The organism is Sphingomonas sp. CCH9-E2, from assembly GCF_001557215.1.
Classification (GTDB): Bacteria; Pseudomonadota; Alphaproteobacteria; order Sphingomonadales; family Sphingomonadaceae; genus Sphingomonas.
Window position 1 is genome coordinate 16,964 of record NZ_LSJM01000042.1, and the last position, 16,727, is coordinate 33,690.

At 66.2% G+C, this 16,727-nt stretch carries 11 protein-coding genes and 1 pseudogene; 6 read left to right on the forward strand and 6 right to left on the reverse strand.

From position 1 onward, the window contains the following. Positions 1-65: 65 nt before the first annotated feature. From kduD to AX681_RS02250, 3 genes are read left to right on the forward strand one after another with little or no spacing between them, the layout of a single operon-like run. Positions 66-821 carry a 2-dehydro-3-deoxy-D-gluconate 5-dehydrogenase KduD gene (gene kduD / locus AX681_RS02240; RefSeq protein ID WP_066681592.1) on the forward strand — a complete coding sequence of 252 codons (756 nt, stop codon included), beginning with the start codon at positions 66-68 and terminating at the stop codon, positions 819-821. 24 nt (positions 822-845) lie between these two features. After that, positions 846-1,856, forward strand: a complete 1,011-nt coding sequence (locus tag AX681_RS02245) for a sugar kinase (RefSeq protein WP_066656697.1) — start codon at positions 846-848, stop codon at positions 1,854-1,856. Further along, on the forward strand, positions 1,856-3,400 hold the full coding sequence (locus AX681_RS02250) for a carboxylesterase/lipase family protein (protein ID WP_066656695.1): 1,545 nt from the start codon (positions 1,856-1,858) through the stop codon (positions 3,398-3,400). Before AX681_RS02245 ends, AX681_RS02250 begins: the two co-directional genes overlap by 1 nt. Here the strand turns inward: AX681_RS02250 and AX681_RS02255 are convergent. Continuing rightward, complete coding sequence (locus AX681_RS02255; protein ID WP_066656692.1) at positions 3,385-3,969, reverse strand: TetR/AcrR family transcriptional regulator; 585 nt, start codon at positions 3,967-3,969, stop codon at positions 3,385-3,387. The genes AX681_RS02250 and AX681_RS02255 overlap by 16 nt on opposite strands. Before the next feature lie 25 nt (positions 3,970-3,994). Between AX681_RS02255 and AX681_RS02260 the strand changes: the two genes are divergently transcribed. After that, positions 3,995-5,161: a cytochrome P450 gene (locus AX681_RS02260; RefSeq protein ID WP_156442582.1), complete on the forward strand. Its 1,167-nt coding sequence runs from the start codon at positions 3,995-3,997 to the stop codon at positions 5,159-5,161. Here the strand turns inward: AX681_RS02260 and AX681_RS02265 are convergent. The 5 genes and pseudogenes from AX681_RS02265 to AX681_RS02280 all read right to left on the reverse strand — a co-directional run bounded on the left by AX681_RS02265 (position 5,158) and on the right by AX681_RS02280 (position 12,438). Then, positions 5,158-6,741: a pectate lyase gene (locus AX681_RS02265; RefSeq protein ID WP_066656685.1), complete on the reverse strand. Its 1,584-nt coding sequence runs from the start codon at positions 6,739-6,741 to the stop codon at positions 5,158-5,160. The genes AX681_RS02260 and AX681_RS02265 overlap by 4 nt on opposite strands. Beyond that, on the reverse strand, positions 6,738-7,133 hold the full coding sequence (locus AX681_RS22755; RefSeq protein ID WP_066656699.1) for a cupin domain-containing protein: 396 nt from the start codon (positions 7,131-7,133) through the stop codon (positions 6,738-6,740). Before AX681_RS22755 ends, AX681_RS02265 begins: the two co-directional genes overlap by 4 nt. Then, positions 7,125-7,850 (reverse strand): annotated as a pseudogene (locus tag AX681_RS22760) (ThuA domain-containing protein); the annotation flags it as partial. The pseudogene AX681_RS22760 and the gene AX681_RS22755, both read right to left, overlap by 9 nt. Positions 7,851-7,882: 32 nt before the next feature. Next, positions 7,883-9,190, reverse strand: a complete 1,308-nt coding sequence (locus AX681_RS02275) for a pectate lyase family protein (protein ID WP_066656683.1) — start codon at positions 9,188-9,190, stop codon at positions 7,883-7,885. Then, complete coding sequence (locus tag AX681_RS02280; protein WP_066656680.1) at positions 9,190-12,438, reverse strand: TonB-dependent receptor; 3,249 nt, start codon at positions 12,436-12,438, stop codon at positions 9,190-9,192. The genes AX681_RS02275 and AX681_RS02280 overlap by 1 nt, the downstream gene beginning before the upstream one ends. 405 nt (positions 12,439-12,843) lie before the next feature. Between AX681_RS02280 and AX681_RS02285 the strand changes: the two genes are divergently transcribed. After that, complete coding sequence (locus AX681_RS02285; protein ID WP_066656678.1) at positions 12,844-15,663, forward strand: TonB-dependent receptor; 2,820 nt, start codon at positions 12,844-12,846, stop codon at positions 15,661-15,663. Between the two features lie 14 nt (positions 15,664-15,677). Then, a complete protein-coding gene (locus AX681_RS02290; protein WP_066656676.1) occupies positions 15,678-16,703 on the forward strand; it encodes an alpha/beta hydrolase in 1,026 nt (341 codons plus the stop codon). Positions 16,704-16,727 lie beyond the last annotated feature (24 nt).

Here is a 16,727-nt window from a genome sequence, read left to right on the forward strand (position 1 = left end):
GCACCGCTCCCGACAGGCCCTCCCCTAGCCCCTCCCGCAAGCGGGAGGGGGATTTGGAGTTCGATATGACCAATTCCTTCGATCTCACCGGCCGCGTCGCGGTCGTCACCGGCGCGAACACCGGCATCGGCCAGGGCATTGCGCTCGCGCTGGCACAGGCGGGCGCGGACATCGCCGCAGTCGGCCGTTCCGCCGCCACCGAAACGGTGGAAAAGGTCCGCGCGCTGGGCCGCCAGGCCGAGATCATCAGCGCCGACCTGTCCTCGATCGAGCCTGTGGGCCGAGTTGTGGATGAAACTGTGGAAAAGCTCGGGGGCTTGCACATCCTCGTCAACAATGCCGGCATCATCCGCCGCAACGACGCGGTCGACTTCACCGAAGAAGACTGGGACGCGGTGATGGACACCAATTTGAAGTCGGTGTTCTTCCTGTGCCAGGCGGCCGCGCGCCACATGATCCCCAATGGCGGGGGGAAGATTATCAACATCGCATCGATGCTGACCTTTCAGGGCGGCATCCGCGTGCCGAGCTATACCGCATCGAAGAGCGGCGTCGGCGGGCTGACCAAGCTGCTGGCCAATGAATGGGCAAGCAAGGGCATCACCGTCAACGCGATCGCGCCGGGCTACATCGCCACCAACAATACCGACGCGCTGCAAAAGGACGAGACGCGCAACCGCCAGATCCTCGAGCGCATCCCGGCAGCGCGCTGGGGCGACCCGGCCGATCTGGGCGGCGCGGCGGTGTTTCTTGCCTCGCGCGCATCGGACTATGTGCAGGGGCACATCCTCGCGGTAGACGGCGGCTGGCTGGCGCGCTGACGCCGGTCGAGTTGAGGAGAGATCATGGCCGGCCATATCGTCTGTTTCGGGGAGTTGCTGCTCCGACTGACCGCTCCGGGGCGCGAACTGCTGATGCAGACCGGCAGCCTCGACGTGCATGTCGGGGGGGCTGAGGCGAATGTCGGGATCGGCCTCGCCAATCTCGGCCATAAGGTGTCGATGGTCAGCGCGGTGCCGGATAATCCGCTCGGCCAGGCCGCGATCCGCTTCGTGCGCGGGCAGGGCGTCGATACCGGCAACGTCCAGCTGCGCGACGGGCGCATGGGCCTGTATTTCCTGTCGGTCGGTGCAGGCCTGCGCGCGTCCGACATCGTCTATGATCGGGCAGCGTCGAGCTTTGCGACCGCGCCGGCGAATGCGTTCGACTGGCGCAGCATCCTCGACGGCGCGGCGATGCTGCATTTATCGGGCATCACCCCCGCGCTCGGTCCGGCGACCGCTGCTGCAGCAATCGCCGCAGCAAAGACCGCGAAGGCGATGGGCGTCGCGGTCAGCTTCGACGGTAATTACCGCGCACGCCTGTGGGAAAGCTGGGACAGCAACCCGCGTGCAGTGCTGACCGAACTGGTCAGCCTCGCCGACACGATGTTCGGCAATCACCGCGACGTGTCGCTACTGCTCGGCCAGACCTTTTCGGGCGATGGCGCCGACCGCCGCCGCGACGCTGCGGAGGCCGCGTTCGATGCTTTCCCCAATCTTCAGCGCATCGCTTCGACCGCGCGTCATGTCGATGACGCCGACCGCCACCGGATTGCCGCACGTGTCGACACGCGCGAACGCGGCTACCAGACCGATGAGGTCGTGGTGGCCGGCATCGTCGACCGCATCGGCGGCGGGGACGCCTATGCAGCAGGCATCCTGCACGGCGTGCTGTCGGGCCTCGATCTGGAAGCGACCGTCGCCTCCGGCCTCGCGCTCACCTGCCTCAAACATTCGCTGCCCGGCGATGCGTCGCTCTTCGGCCAGCGCGACATCGACGCCTTTCTCGAAGGCGGACTGGACGTGCGCCGGTGATGCGGCGGCGGACGCTGCTGGGTGCAGGCGCGGCGCTGTCCGCCCTGCCCTCCGCCGCGTTTGCCAAGGACGATCCGGTCGCCACCGGCACCACCGGCCGCTGGCAGGGCAAGCGCGAGGGAGCGGTCTCCGCCTTTCTCGGCATCCGCTACGGCAACGACACCAGCGGCACGCGCTTCCGCCCCGCGACCGCCCCGGCCCGCAGCCGCGATACGCTCCGCGCGACCGACTTCGCGGTCAACTGCCCGCAACGCAGCAACCTGCCCAATCAGGCCGAGGACTGCCTGTTCCTCAACGTCTGGACGCCCGCGGCGAACCCGAATGCGCGCCGCCCGGTGATGGTCTACTTCCACGGCGGCGCTTACTCCAACGGCACCGTGATCGAGCCGCAGGTGTTCGGCCAGACGCTGGCGGAGAAAGGCGATGTCGTCGTCGTCACCGTCAACCACCGGCTCAACGCGCTCGGCTATCTCTACCTCGCCCGGCTCGATCCGCGTTTTCCCGACAGCGGCAATCTCGGCCAGCTCGACCTCATCCTCGCCCTGCAATGGGTGCGCGACAACATCGCCGGGTTCGGCGGCGATCCGAACCGGGTGATGGTGTTCGGCCAGTCCGGCGGCGGTGCCAAGATCGCCACGCTGATGGGTATGCCCGCCGCCAAGGGCCTGTTCCGCAGCGCCGCGACGATGAGCGGGCAGCAGGTAACGGCCAGCGGTCCGTTGAACGCCACCGCGCGCGCCAGGGCGTTGCTCGCCAAGCTCAACGCCAACCCCAGTGACCTGATCGACATGCCCGTGCAGCGACTGGTCGAGGGTCTCTCCGCCGAAGACCCGATCCTTGGCGGCGGGGTCTATATGGGACCGGTGCTCGACATGAAGTGGCTGACCCGCCACCCCTTCTGGCCCGACGCCAACCCGCTCGGCAACGCCATCCCGCTGATCCTCGGCAATACGCGCGACGAGACCCGCGCCTTTATCGACCCCAAGAGCGAGGCGGTGCGCACGCTCGACTGGTCCAACCTCGCCGAGCGTATCGCGCCGCAGCTGCGCATCGACGCGCATCCCGAATGGGTGGTGGCGGAGTATCGCCGCCAATTCCCCGACTGGACCGCGCAGGACATTTTCTACGCCAGCACCACCGCCGGGCGCAGCTGGCGCGGACAGGTGATCGAGGCGGAGGAACGGGCGAGGGCCGGCGTCCCCGCCTTTGTTTATCAGCTCGATTTCCAGTCGCCGATCGCGCCCGAACGCGGCGCAGCGCATACGCACGACATCCCGCTCGTCTTCGGCACGATCGGCGCGGAGGGAACGGCGTCGGGCACCGGCCCGGGCGCGCAGGCGGTGTCAGCGGCGATGCAGCGCGCCTTCGTCAACCTCGCCGCCACCGGCAATCCCAATGGCGCAGACGTGGCTGACTGGCCAAAATACACCCTGCCCGAGCGCCAGACGATGATCTTCGATACGCAGAGCCGGATCGAGGCCGACCCGCGCAAATGGCAGCGCGAGCTGTTCGCCCGCATCCCCTATATTCAGCCCGGGACCTGACCCGCCAGCACCGGCGCCAGCACCAGCCGGTCGAGGATCGCCGCCACATCGTCCGCCGCCATGTCCGGCGCGCGGTCGAGCCACCAGGTCAGGATCGTCAGCGCCGCGCCGACCAGATGCGTCACCGCCAGCTCACGCGGCAGTCCGTCGGGCGTTTCGGCGGGGCTGGCCAGCGCCTGCGCGATCGCGCGCTGCGTTACCATCTGGCGCATCGGATCGCCCGCGCCGGTCAGGAGCGCGTGACACAGGGTGCGGCGCGACAGAACTTCGGCCGTCAGCGTGCGCACCAGCGCAAGCCGGTCGCCCTGCTGCAGCATCGGCAGCAGTTTCGCGAGCAGTTCGGCGATCAGCGCGTCGGCGACTTCGATCAGCAGTGCCGACAGGTCGGGATAATGGCGGAAGAAGGTGGCATAACCGACCTTGGCCCGATCGGTCAGCATCGCGACCGTGATCTCGCCGAACGGACGCTCCGCCACCAGTTCCACCAACGCTGTGCCGAGCGCCGCGCGGGAACGGAGAACGCGCGCATCGCTTGAAACGCCGCTCCGCTTCGCTATCTTATGATCCATTGTGTATCATAACCCGGAGTGTGTCATGTCCGCCCAGTCGCATCTTGCCAGCCCGCCGGCCCGCTGCCCGGTCGATCATGCGCGCGATGACCGCAAGTCCGCAAGCGTGGCGCGTGGCGGCCTGCTCAAGGCACCGGTGGTGTCCGGATATGAGGCAGTGCGCGCGGTGCTGCGCGACACCAACGGACGCCAGGCGGGGTTCAAGGCCGAGGTGATCGGCAAATATCGCGGCCAGGCGCGCCCGCCGATCCTGTTCCTGCATGGCGAGGCGCATCGCCGCCAGCGCAGCGGCACCGCGCGCTTCTTCACCCCGCGCGTGGTCGAGACGCGCTATCGCGAACTGATGGAGCGGACCAGCGACGCACTGATCGCGCGACTGGTCCGGGATGGCGGCGGCGATCTCGACCGGCTGTCGCTCGACATGGCGGTCGCCGTCGCGGCGGAGATTGTCGGCCTGACCGAGAGCGATATGGACGGCATGAGCCGTCGGCTCGACTCCTTCTTCAGCACCGCTTTCCAGGCCGGGCGCGGGAAGTTTGCCGAGATCATGAGCTTCCTGCTTGGCCAATGGCGCATGCGGCGCTTCTATGCCAAGGATGTGAAGCCCGCGATTGCCGCACGCCGCGCCGCGCCGCGTGAGGACGTGATCTCGCACCTGCTGAGCGAGGGCTATAGCCCGCTCGACATCCTTACCGAATGCTTCACCTATGGCGCAGCGGGAATGGTGACGACGCGTGAGTTCATCACCATGGCCGGCTGGCATCTGCTCGAACGGCCCGAGTTGCGCGCGCAGTTCCTCGCCGCCGATGCCGATGGGCAGATCGCCATCCTCGAGGAAATCCTGCGGCTCGAACCTGTCGTCGGCACGCTCTACCGCCATGTCGAAGGCGGGACCGTCGCGCTCGACATTCGCTCGGCCAATGGCGATGCGGCGGCGGTCGGCGCCTGCCCGCACGCGCTCGACCCGGAGCGCGAGCGCGCGCCGCGCGTCACCGGCCCGGGACTGGCATTCGGCGATGGCGAGCACCGCTGCCCCGGCGCTGGCGTGGCGCTGCACGAATCCGCCGTGTTCCTCGACCGGCTGCTGCACGTCCCCGGCCTCAGGCTGGAGCGCGCGCCTGATGTCGGCTGGAATCCGCTGATCGCGGGGTACGAACTGCGCAACTGCCGCCTCGTTATCGACCCCACCTAGGAACCGCTGCGCAGCGCGCCGATCAGCGTGACCATGTGATCGATATAGGTGCCGGTCGAAATCCCGATCGGCCCGTCCTTGACGTCGAACGGCGACGTATCGCTGCTGTCGCCGACATTGCTCGACCGGAAATCGCCCGGGGCGACTTCCTTAGACCCCGGCCCGCGATAGGGGTGGCTGATCGCCTTGAGCTGCGTCGGCCACCAGCCCTCGGCGTTGAGCGACGCGACCAGTTCGGCCGCGCTCTTGCCGCCCGCGACATTCATGTCCGATCCCGGCTCGACCGCTGCGACCCAATAGGGCGACAGCGGCTGGCGCCCCTTCAGCAGCGGTGAATCCTTGGACACCGGCCCACCGGGGATCACCCGCAATTTCTCATATTCGCGGCGCAGCTTCGCCACGTCGACCGAGCGGCGCGGATTGTAATGGCCGATCGTGTGCGCGGGGTCGTGATCGGCATAATATGCGCCATTGACCACGTTCGACCCGCGCCGATGCACCCAGAGCGGCTTGTTGGTGCCGATCTCGACAAAGGTCGGGAAATGCCTGTTTCCGAGGCGCAATTCCTCGGGCAGCCTTACGCTGTCGAGCCAGTCTAGCGCGGCCGGGATCGGCGCCAGATATTTCGCATTCCCGGTCAGGCGGTAGAATTCCATCAGGTCTTCGACGTTCGACGCGGTGGTATGCGTCACCAGCGCCTCGGGCTCATAAGTGCGTGCACCGGCGGGTGAGAAGTCCGCGCGGTGCTGCAACCCCCAGCCAGCCTGCGGCGCGGGCTGCTGGGTCTTGAGGTAGACGTCCATCGCCCGCTCGATCGCGGGCAGCACGCGCGGATCGCCGATCGCTTGGTGATAGGTCAGCAGCACGTCGATATTGTCGTGGATCACCCCGTCGTTGAAGGTGATCAGCCCGGTATAATCGGGCTTGCCGTGCAGCCCGCCGTCGCGCACCCGCGGCCAGCGCTGCGGCCAACCGCCAGTGTCGAGCTGGCTGGCGAAGATGAAGTTGATCGCCTTGTTCAGGCCGCGCTTGAAGCGCGCTTCGCGCTTTTCGACATAGAGGCGGATCAGGAAGCGGATCGCCTCGCCCGTCCCCTGATCGTCGAACGTCGCATTGCCCCAATGGTGCTGGAATTCCTCCATGCGCCAGGCATTCTTGCCGATCGTCTCGTACCAGCGTTTGGTCGAGGCAGGGCCGCCAAAGTCGATGAAATAGCCCCATCCTCCTGTCGGCAACTGCCCATCGATCAGCGCCTGCGCCGCCTTGGCCGCCGCCTGATAATAATATTCGTCGCCGGTCGCGTGATAGGCGTCGAGGTAAAGATGCCCCATCGTCGCGGTGCCCGGCGGCTGCACCCACACCATGGTCTTGTACGCTTCCAGCTCACCCCAGACACGCGAGCGATCGGGCAGATAGGACCACAGATACCCGCCGCGATAGGCGAGCTTTTCGACCATGAATTGCGTCGCCCGCTTCATGGTCGCGGCAATCTCGGCAGTCGCCGGCGTCTGCGCGCGTGCCATTGCGGGGGTGAGCATCAGTGCGGCGGACGCGGCGAGCAGTTGGCGGCGGGCAATCATTTACGCGGTACTCCTTCAAGCGGATAGGCAATGATCAGCACCAGCGGCTTTTCGCCGGTCTGGCGAATGCCGACCTGCGCGCCGGTGTAGAGATAGGCGGTCATTCCGGGGCTCAGCCGCGCGGTCTTGCCGTCGGAGCTGACCTCGCCCTCGCCGGAGACGACGGCATAGACCTCGTCATGGTCGATCGGATGCACGCCGATTGCGGCGCCCTTGTGCAGCGCACGCTTGCGATATTCCATCATCCGGCCCGGCACGCCGTCGGTGATGCGCCAGGCGGTACTCATCCCGATGCGGCCATGCGGCGGCGGCTCTTGTACGCGCTTTGCGGCCTCCTCGATCACCACCATTGGTCGCGCGCCGCGCTTCGCCGCCCAGCCGATCCCGCCCATGACGTGATCGACCACGCGCGGATCGCTCCACGCCTCCTTGGTATGGCCAAGGCCAGTGTAGAAGACCTGCCCGCCCTCGAACCGATGCGCCCAGGCCACGGGGCGCGGATTGACGCCCTTCTCCCCGATCGATGCCGGATCAAGCGTCAGTAGCGGGCGCAGGCGCGGGTCGAGATCGTCGAACCAATACCATTCGTCGATCAGTTCAGCGGTGTCGGGAAAGCTGCGGATCGATGGATGGTCGAGCGGCGCGCGGGTCACCACGCCCTTGGGCGTCCCCGCCGGATGCCGGGCAAATCGCGCGCCCATCATCCGTCCATACCAGTCCCAATGGTAATGCGAATCCGCCGCGCCATGCACGCCGACGATCCCGCCCCCGCCACGCACGTAGGCGACCAGATTGTCTCGCCGCGCGCCCGTGAACCACTCGCTCTCCGGATCCTTGGGCTTGGTGGTGGTCGACAGCAGCACGATCGCGGCAAAGCGCTTCACCCGCGCCGCATCGTCGAACAGCGCCGGGTCCTCGCTGGTCGCGACGCGATAGTCCCTCGCCTGTGCGGCTTTGGTGATCGCGACAACCGCAGGCTCGATCGAGTCATGCCGCCAGCCGGTGGTGTGGCTGAAGATCAGGATTTCGGGTTGCAGCGCGATGCTGTGCGGCGGCGATGCCGCCCCACCCAGCAGGATCGCCGCCAGCAGCATCAGCATCGCCCGCATGTCACTCTCCTCGTCTCACGCGGGCGGTCCGCTCAGCCAGCGGCCAGCGCGTTCAGATAGTCTTCGACATTGGTATAGCCATTGCCGTTGCGATCGCCCGCGGAATCGTCGCGCTTGGGATCGAGCCCGCGCTGGCGCTCCCACCAATCGGGCATGCCGTCGCCATCGCTGTCCTGCGGCGCAGCGGTTGAGCGGAGTTCGGGCCAGCCGCCCACGTCGCGCTGGCTGTCGATCTGCTTGCCGGTGCGGGTGCGCACGCCCGCGACCACTGCCGCATCGACGCTGTCACGGCTGCGCGACGCACCGGCGCGCGCCAGCACCGCCACCTCCACGCCCGCAGCCCCGGCACATCCGACCTGGGGCATCTCGACCGGAGCCGCGAGCTTCTGCGCGGGGTCGGCAATCCCGCTCACAAGCGACCACGGATCGGCTGGAACCACCCCGTCCATGGCATTGTCGGCGAACCACGACTTGGCCACCGGATTACCCTCGTTGAACGCGATGGCCTTGGTCGATTGCGGCCCGCGGACATAGGCGTTGCCGACGAAATTGTACCGCGAGAGGCTGTCCTTGTCGGCATTGTAACCCGATCGCCCGCCGCCCCAATTGTAGAACAGGTTGCAGCGGAAATCGAAAAATGCCCCGTCGGGATCGGCGGCGGCGGGGGCGTAGTTGCCCGGACGCGGCATCCGCGCGCTGTGGTTGGCCCAGAGGTTATGGTGAAAGCTCGCCCGCGCCCCGCGCCCGCCACGCACCAGGCTGCCATAGCCATGCTCGCCCTTGGCGTGCAGCGATCTGGTCAGCGAATCCGCGATGATCGACCATTGCACGGTGACATCGTACCAGCCCTCGCCCGGCTCGCCATAATTGCCCGACACCGACAGTGTTTCATCGACCGACCAGCTCGCCGACACATGGTCGAGGATGATCCGCCGCCCCGCGCGGATCCAGATCGCATCCGCCTCGGTCTTCGATTCATCGCCCAGCCGCGAGCGGATGAAGCGGATGACGACATCGTCCGCCTGTACCACCAAAGGATGATCGCGCAGCGTGATGCCGTCGCCCGGCGCGCTCTGCCCGGCGATCGTCACCCGCCCCTCGCGCACCGTCAGCGGCTTGGCCAGCTGGATCGTGCCGGAGACCGCGAACACGATGATGCGCGGCCCCTTGGCCTCGACCGCCGCGCGCAGGCTGCCGGGGCCGCTGTCGGCCAGATTGGAGACGATGAGCACCTTGCCGCCGCGCCCGCCGAGCGCGACTGCGCCCGCCCCCTCCGCCCCGGGAAAGGCGGGGAGCGGGGTCGCCGCCCCCGCAGACATCAGCAGCAGTGCGCTCAACATCAGAAGACCGCGCGCACGCCGACGGTGACGATGCGCCCGGTGCTGGCATAGCTGCTCGACACCGGATTCGCCTGATACATGGTGCGATACTGGGTCGCGTTGGTCAGGTTGCGCCCTTCCAGCGACAGCCGGATTTCCCTGGTCAGCGCATAGGACATCGAGAAGTCGAGGTTGAACGTATCCTCATTATACCCGAAGTCCGCGACCACCGGCGAGTTGCACGGCCCGCCGGCATTGGTCGTGGTGCCGACCGAGCAGGTGCCCGACGACAGCGGGAAGCGGTTCACATATTCCTTACGGTACGCACCCGACACGCGCGCCTTGAGCGGGCCGTCCTCATAGTAAAGCGTCGCATTGAACGAATGCGGCGAGGTGTTGAGGAAGGGCCCAGTCGCAAATTCGTTGACCGCAGTGGACGTGGTCTGCCCCTGCACCGTCGAGAGCGTCGTGCCGGTCAGATAGTTCAGTTCTGATTTGATATAGGTGTAGTTGGCGGTGACGCCGAACCGCTGCAGGAAGCCCGGTAGGAAGAAGAAGTTGGTCTGGACGTTGACCTCAACGCCCTGGATCTTGCCGCCCGGCGCATCGTCGAACTGACGGACCGCGAAGACCCCGCCATCGCGGATATATTGCGCGAGCGTCGCGCTGGTGATGTTCGGGATGATCTGGTCGATAATCTCCTGCGGATAGATCGCCTGAAGCGGGAATTCACCCGCCACCTGCTGCGGGAAGGAACTGATGTCCTTCTGGAACAGCGCCAGCCCCAGAAAGCCGTTGGTGCCCCAATAATATTCGAAGCTGAGGTCGAGATTGGTCGACCGGAACGGGCTGAGATACGGGTTGCCGACGGTGATCGACGGTGCCGAACCGCCCAGCGTCAGCCCGGTCGGGAACGACGTCGTGCCGGGGGTCAGCGCTGCAAGCTGCGGCCGCGACATGGTCTTGGCGGCGGCGGCGCGAATCTGGAAATTGTCGGCGACTTCCCAGGTCAGGTTACCGGCCGGGAGCACGTCGGTATATTCGTTGCGCGCGGTCACGATCGTGCCAACCACGCCATTGGCCGCGCCCCCGACCGAACCCGTGCCGTCAACGCGCGTATTGGCGACGCGCACGCCGACATTGCCGCGCAGACGGCGGTTCATCACGTCGACGTCGAAGTCCATCTGGACGAAACCGGCCAGATCGCGCTCCTTCACCGCATTGCGCTCACGCCCGTCGACCTGCGCGCGATAATCGCCCCATTTGTTGATGCAGTTGCAATCGACCGAGAAGTAACGGCGGAACGCGTCGAGATCGGGCGCATAGAAGCTGGTCGGCGTGCCCGCGGTCACGTTCAAACCCTGACCGAACCCGACCAGCTGGCCGAGCTGGGTGATCTGCAGTCCGGCTTCCTGCAGCGTCGGGTTGATCGCCTCGATCCCCTGGTTGCGGCGACCGGTCAGGCTGTCGAATTCGAACGTCTTGTAAGTGCCGCCGAAGCGCAGCGTGAACTGTTCCGACAAATCCCATTCGAAATTGGCGCGGCCGACGCGAAATTCGTTGTTCACCTCATTGGTGAAGTAGCGGACCACCGACAGACCCTTGACCAAAGTCCATTGGGTGGGATCGGCGACGTTGAAGCCGGGGTTGAACACCGGCATGCGCCCGCCGCCGCGCTCGTCAAAGACATAGCCGTCGCGATCGATCGAGTTGAACTCGACCAGCAGGCCGGTCGCGTCGAATTCGGACTTCGACCAGCCGCCGGTGAGGGCGACGCGGAAGCTGTCGCTGAACTCGTGATTCACGTTCAGCGTCGCCTGCTTGAAATTGGTCTGGCCAAACTGTGCATCGGCGAAGCTGCGCCAGTCGACATTGTCGAGGACCAGATAATCGGCCTGCCCGGCCGCGTTGACGTTCGCCGCGCGGATCTGCGTGCCCGGACGGCCGAGCAGCTCGTCATAATAAGCGATGCTGTTGGCGTTCGCGATATAACCCGGCGACACGGTCGAATTGTAATAGTCGAACGGGTCGAGGTTGAACGGGTTGTAGCTGGCGCGCGTGCCCGCAACGAGCGTGTTGCCGTACAGCGCCTGCCCGCAGTCGAGCGACGCACTGGCATCGCAGCGCGCATAGAGCGCGCGGCGATCGGCGAGGCCGTTGGCGGTGTTGAGCGCCCGCAGCGTGTTCTGCGCGACGCGGGCGTTGGTGCCGTTGCGGTTCAGCCCGATCGGGGTGATGCCCTGCGAGTTCGAGTCCTGCCGGTAGCGCGAGTAGACGAAGTCGGCGATGACCTCGGTTCGCGAGGTCGGCTGCCACTGCGCGGTGAAGGTGACGCCCAGCCGGTCATATTGCAGATCCTGCCGTCCGATCTGCGGCAGCGCCGGGATGATCGTGGTCGGCGTGACCAGCGCATAAGCGGTTGGATCGGAGCCAAAGGTTGCGCCGGTGCCGGTGCCGGTCGGACGCGCAAAGCCGAACACGTTCGGCGTCACGCCGGTGTGCTGCGAGTTGCGATAGGCATATTCGAACTGGCCGGGCTGGCGGCGATAGGAATCGATCTGCTGGCGCTGATCCTGGAATGCGACCGTGCCGAGGATGCCGAAATTGTCGGCCAGCCGCTTCGAGAACAGACCGGTCAGGCGCGGGTTCCAGCTGTCGCCATTCTCGCGATACTCGCCCTCCGCACCGATCGCGATACGGTCGCCCTTGTAGGCCAGCGGGCGGCCGGTGATCAGGTCGATGATCGCGCCAAGCGACCCTTCCTCGTCCTTCGCGGTCACCGACTTGGTGATCTTGACCCCGCTGAACAGCTCCGAGGCAAAGGTGTTGAAGTCGAACCCGCGCGACCGGTTGCCGCCCGCGTCGGACTGGTTGCCGCCGGAGATGTTCTGCGCATCGGCGCCGTTCAGGAACACGCTCTGGAAATCGCCGCCCAGGCCGCGCACGGTGATCGAGCGCCCCTCGCCATTGTCGCGGTCGATCGAGATGCCGGGCAGACGCTGGATCGACTCCGCGATGTTCGCATCCGGGAAATCGGCAATGTCCTCGGCAGTGATCGAATCGACGATCTGATCGGCCTTGCGCTTGTCGCTCAGCGCGTTAGCGAGGCTGGCGCGGAAACCGGTGACCACGACTTCTTCGCTCTCCGCATCCGACTGGCCGTCCGCCGGCGCTTGCTGCGACCAGGCAGGCCCAGCCGCCAGAAGCGACAGTGCCAGTGCGAGCCCCGAGCTCGAGCGGCGGGCAAAATGAAGCTGACGAATGGCCATGAAATCCCCTCTCTGATGTCGCGTCGCAGGCCTGTTGCCGGCCCGTCGTATGACACCGGTATCAAAGACGGGGCTGCGTTTCAATCGCCAAACGTCATCCGTAACGATCCGGCGCTTGGAACTGGGGCACATTCCCAGTCGGTGACGCGCCTCGGTCAGCCGGCACCACCGTGCTTCCGCGGGTTGACAGCCGCGAGGGAATGGCAGAGAAGCGCGATGACACCGGTTTCTCATACGCGAAGCCAGTGTTCGACCGTGAGAACACGGCGAATTTGGAGAGGATCACGCCGTACGGACGCGCCACGCGACCCGGCATCCCCTCCGCATCGACATCGAGGCCTGCGCGATTTGCCAGGTCTTTTGTAGCTACCGGTGTCATCGACACCGTTTGAGAGGGGAATATCAATGCGGTTTACTGTTCGCCGTGGCGGAGCGCGCCTGCTGGCAGCCACTTCCGCCCTTGTCATCGCCACCGCCGCCCAGGCGCAGGACGCGCCGGCCCAGCCGACCGCGGGTGAGGATGAGGAAATCGTTGTCACCGGCTTCCGCGCCTCGCTCGACGCCGCGCTCAACGTGAAGCGCGACTCGGTCGCCGCAGTCGACGCCATCGTAGCCGAGGACATCGCCAAATTCCCCGACCAGAACCTCGCCGAATCGCTGCAGCGCATTCCCGGCATCGCGATCCAGCGCGACGGCGGCGAAGGACGCGCGATCACCGTGCGCGGCCTCGGCTCGCAGTTCACCCGCGTCCGCGTCAACGGGCTGGAGACGATCACCACCAGCAATGACGGCGCAGCGTCGAACCGCGACCGTGCGTTCGACTTCAACGTGTTCGCATCGGAGCTGTTCAGCTCGATCGTGGTGCACAAGACCGCGTCGGCCGACCTTGACGAAGGGTCGCTGGGCGCAGTGGTCGACCTGAACACCGGCAACCCGTTGAAAGGCAAGGAAGGCTTCACCTTCGCCGCATCGGCGCAGGGCAGCTACAACGACCTGTCGGATACCTGGGGCCCGCGCGTCGCCGGCCTGATCGGATGGAAGTCGCCCGACGGCACGCTCGGCGCTTCTGTTTCGGCCGCCTATCAGAAGACCACGACCAAGGAGATCGGCAACAACACCGTGCGCTGGGCACAGGCACGCTTCGATTCGGTCAACGGCACCAACTGCTTCACCACCGCGAACAGCGGCGGCACCTATGTGCCCAGCGCCGCGTGCGATCAGGCCGCACTGTCGTTCCACCCGCGCATCCCGCGCTATGGCGAGATCACCCATGATCGCGAGCGTCTGGGCCTGACCGGCAGCATCCAGTGGTCGCCGAGCGATGCGACCAAGGTTTCGATCGACGCGCTCTATTCCAACTTCAAGGCCGACCGCCGCGAGAAGTGGGGCGAGGTGCTGCTGCGTTCGAACGAGCGCTCGATCAACGTCGTCAATCCGGTCTATGACAGCAACAACAACATGATCGCCGCCACGCTCAACGATGCATGGGTGCGGACCGAGCATTTCCTGAAGCAGAGCGAAACCGAATTCTACCAGATCGGCGCGACCTGGGATCAGGACGTCACCGACAATTTCCGCTTCACCCTGATCGGCGGCTACTCGCGTTCCAACGCCGATGTGCCGGTCGAAACCACCATCGTGTTCGATGATCGCGATGCGCAGGGCTATAGCTACGACTATCGCAACATGCAGGCGCCGACCCTGACCTTCGGCACCAGCGTTACCACGCCGAGCAACTTCCAGCTCGCCGAAATCCGCGACCGTCCGTCGAACGTGCTCAACCAGTTCCGCAATGCGCAGCTGCGCACCGAATGGGACGTGACCGACGATTTCACGGTCAAGGCTGGCGCGGTCTGGCGGCGCTATAACTACGACATCGTCGCCTTTACCCGTGACACCGCGGTGTGCGGCAATGGCGGCGTCGATCGCGTGCTCGGCACCCTCACCTGCTCGCCGACCAGCCTGTTCGGTCCGACGGCCGTCTATGGATTCCCGGTCACGACCGCGCTGTCGGAGCTGTTCACGCTGACCGGCTCCAACGCGCCTTCGGGCACGACGACCCAGTGGCTGATCCCGAACCTCGAAGCCGCCACGGCCTATACCAACCTCTATGGCCGCACTGCAGCGCTCGACGTCGGCAATAATCGCGGCGTCGTCGAAGAGACGACGGGTGGCTATCTCCAGTTCGATGCCAAGGGCGCGATGTTCGGGCTCGATTACGCCCTGAACGCGGGTATCCGCTATGTTCGCACCGATCAGTCGTCCTACGGCATCAACAGCGGTGTCGTGGTCACGGTCGAGCGCGACTATGAGGACTGGTTGCCCTCGTTCAATCTCGCCCTCTATCCGTCGAACGACATCATCATCCGTGGCGCGATCGCCAAGGTGATGACGCGTCCTTCGCTCGGCAACCTGACGCCGGGCGGCTCGGCCGACGGCTTCAACTATCGCGTCACCAGCGGCAACCCGTTCCTGCTGCCGTTCCGCGCGACCAATTTCGATCTGGCGTTCGAATGGTATTTCGCACCGCAGTCGATCTTCTCCGTCGCGCTGTTCAAGAAGGACGTGGCCAGCTTCCCGGTCGCGATCACGCGCACCGGAACTTTCACCGAAACGGGCCTGTCGCCCTCGGTGTTGGTCCCGTCCTCGCCCGCCGCGCTCAACCCGGCGCAGCTGTCGCAGCCGATCTGGACGATCGCGACCACCGGCAACGGCACCGGCGCATCGCTGGAAGGCGTCGAAATCGCGCTGCAGGCACCGTTCAAGTTCCTGCCCGGCTTCCTGTCGAACTTCGGCGGCATCGTGAACGCCACCTTTGTAGACAGCTCGGCGCTCTACACCCAGCAGGGACCGGCGACCACTCCCGGCGGATCGCTGCCGTCGGTCTCGGTCGAAAACACGCTCTACGGTCTGTCGAAGAAGCAGTACAACGCGACCCTCTATTACGAGGACAGCAAGTTCAGCGCGCGCGCATCGGTCAGCTATCGTGACGGCTTCACCGACGCAGGTTCCGGCACCGGCAACATTTTCGAAGGCTATGAAGCCATCACCAATGTCGATGCCTCGGTCCGCTACAAGGTGACCGACTATCTCGAACTGTCGGTCGAGGGCACCAACCTCACCGACGCCTATCGCGAGCGCTGGACCGACATCACTGCGCGTCGCAATTACGAGAACAACCATTTCGGCCGCACGATCCTGGTGGGCGCGCGGATCAAGATGTGACCGAGAGAGGGGGCATGGCGGATCGGAACGGGGCTCCCCTTCGACCCGACCGCCGTGCATTTCTCGTAACCGCCGGGGCGGGGGCGGCGCTGATGGCGTCCGCCGCCGCCCACGGCCAGACTGCACCGCCGGCCACCGGAACGCCGGGGCCGGCGGGGCTTCCCGACCCGACCGAAACGATCGACCTGTGGCCCAAGGGCGCGCCCGGCATGCCCGCCACGCCCCCGGTCGAGACGGTCACCGAACGCAGCACCGACCGCGACCTGTCCGACCGCGCCGTGCTCGGCATTACCCGCCCACGCCTGATCGTATTTCGCCCGCACCGCCCCAATGGCGCGGCGGTGATGATCACGCCCGGCGGCGGCTATCGCCACATCGTCATCGACAAAGAGGGCTATGAGCTCGGCCGCTGGCTGTCGGCGCGCGGCTTCACCGTGTTCGTTCTCTTCTACCGCCTGCCCGGCGAAGGCTGGGCCGCCGGACCCAATGTCGCGCTCGCCGATGCGCAGCGCGCGATGCGCCTGATCCGCCACCGCGCGCGCGACTATGGCATCGACCCGCAGCGTGTCGCCACGATGGGCTTTTCCGCAGGTGGGCATCTCTGCGCCGACCTGCTCACCCGCTTCGACGCGCGCGTCTATGACCCCGTCGACGCCGCCGACCGCAACAGCGCCCGGCCCGATGCCGCCGCGCCGATCTATCCCGTCATCACCATGACCGCGCCGCACGCCCATGCCGGGTCGCGCAACTTGCTGATCGGTGCCGACGCCGACGCCGCGCGCGAGGCCGCGCATTCGCCTGACCGCAACGTCCCCGCCAACGCCCCGCCGGTGTTCCTGCTCCATGCCGAGGACGACACTGTCGTGCCGGTCGAGAACGCGCTGCTGCTCCGCGCGGCGCTGCGGGCGAAGGGCATTCCGGTCGAAACCCATCTCTTCGCCCATGGCGGCCATGGCTTTGGCCTGCGCAAGACGCTCGGCAAACCCGTCGCCGTCTGGCCCGAGCTGTTCCTCGCCTGGGCAACCGGCCTGCTCGTCTGATCACAAGGAAGCTGTTCATGCGTA

Coding starts and splice junctions, on each gene's coding strand:
- kduD (WP_066681592.1), top strand. CDS start 66: ATGACCAATTCCTTCGATCTCACCGGCCGCGTCGCGGTCGTCACCGGC.
- AX681_RS02245 (WP_066656697.1), top strand. CDS start 846: ATGGCCGGCCATATCGTCTGTTTCGGGGAGTTGCTGCTCCGACTGACC.
- AX681_RS02250 (WP_066656695.1), top strand. CDS start 1,856: ATGCGGCGGCGGACGCTGCTGGGTGCAGGCGCGGCGCTGTCCGCCCTG.
- AX681_RS02255 (WP_066656692.1), bottom strand. CDS start 3,969: ATGGATCATAAGATAGCGAAGCGGAGCGGCGTTTCAAGCGATGCGCGC.
- AX681_RS02260 (WP_156442582.1), top strand. CDS start 3,995: ATGTCCGCCCAGTCGCATCTTGCCAGCCCGCCGGCCCGCTGCCCGGTC.
- AX681_RS02265 (WP_066656685.1), bottom strand. CDS start 6,741: ATGATTGCCCGCCGCCAACTGCTCGCCGCGTCCGCCGCACTGATGCTC.
- AX681_RS22755 (WP_066656699.1), bottom strand. CDS start 7,133: ATGGGCGGGATCGGCTGGGCGGCGAAGCGCGGCGCGCGACCAATGGTG.
- AX681_RS02275 (WP_066656683.1), bottom strand. CDS start 9,190: ATGTTGAGCGCACTGCTGCTGATGTCTGCGGGGGCGGCGACCCCGCTC.
- AX681_RS02280 (WP_066656680.1), bottom strand. CDS start 12,438: ATGGCCATTCGTCAGCTTCATTTTGCCCGCCGCTCGAGCTCGGGGCTC.
- AX681_RS02285 (WP_066656678.1), top strand. CDS start 12,844: ATGCGGTTTACTGTTCGCCGTGGCGGAGCGCGCCTGCTGGCAGCCACT.
- AX681_RS02290 (WP_066656676.1), top strand. CDS start 15,678: ATGGCGGATCGGAACGGGGCTCCCCTTCGACCCGACCGCCGTGCATTT.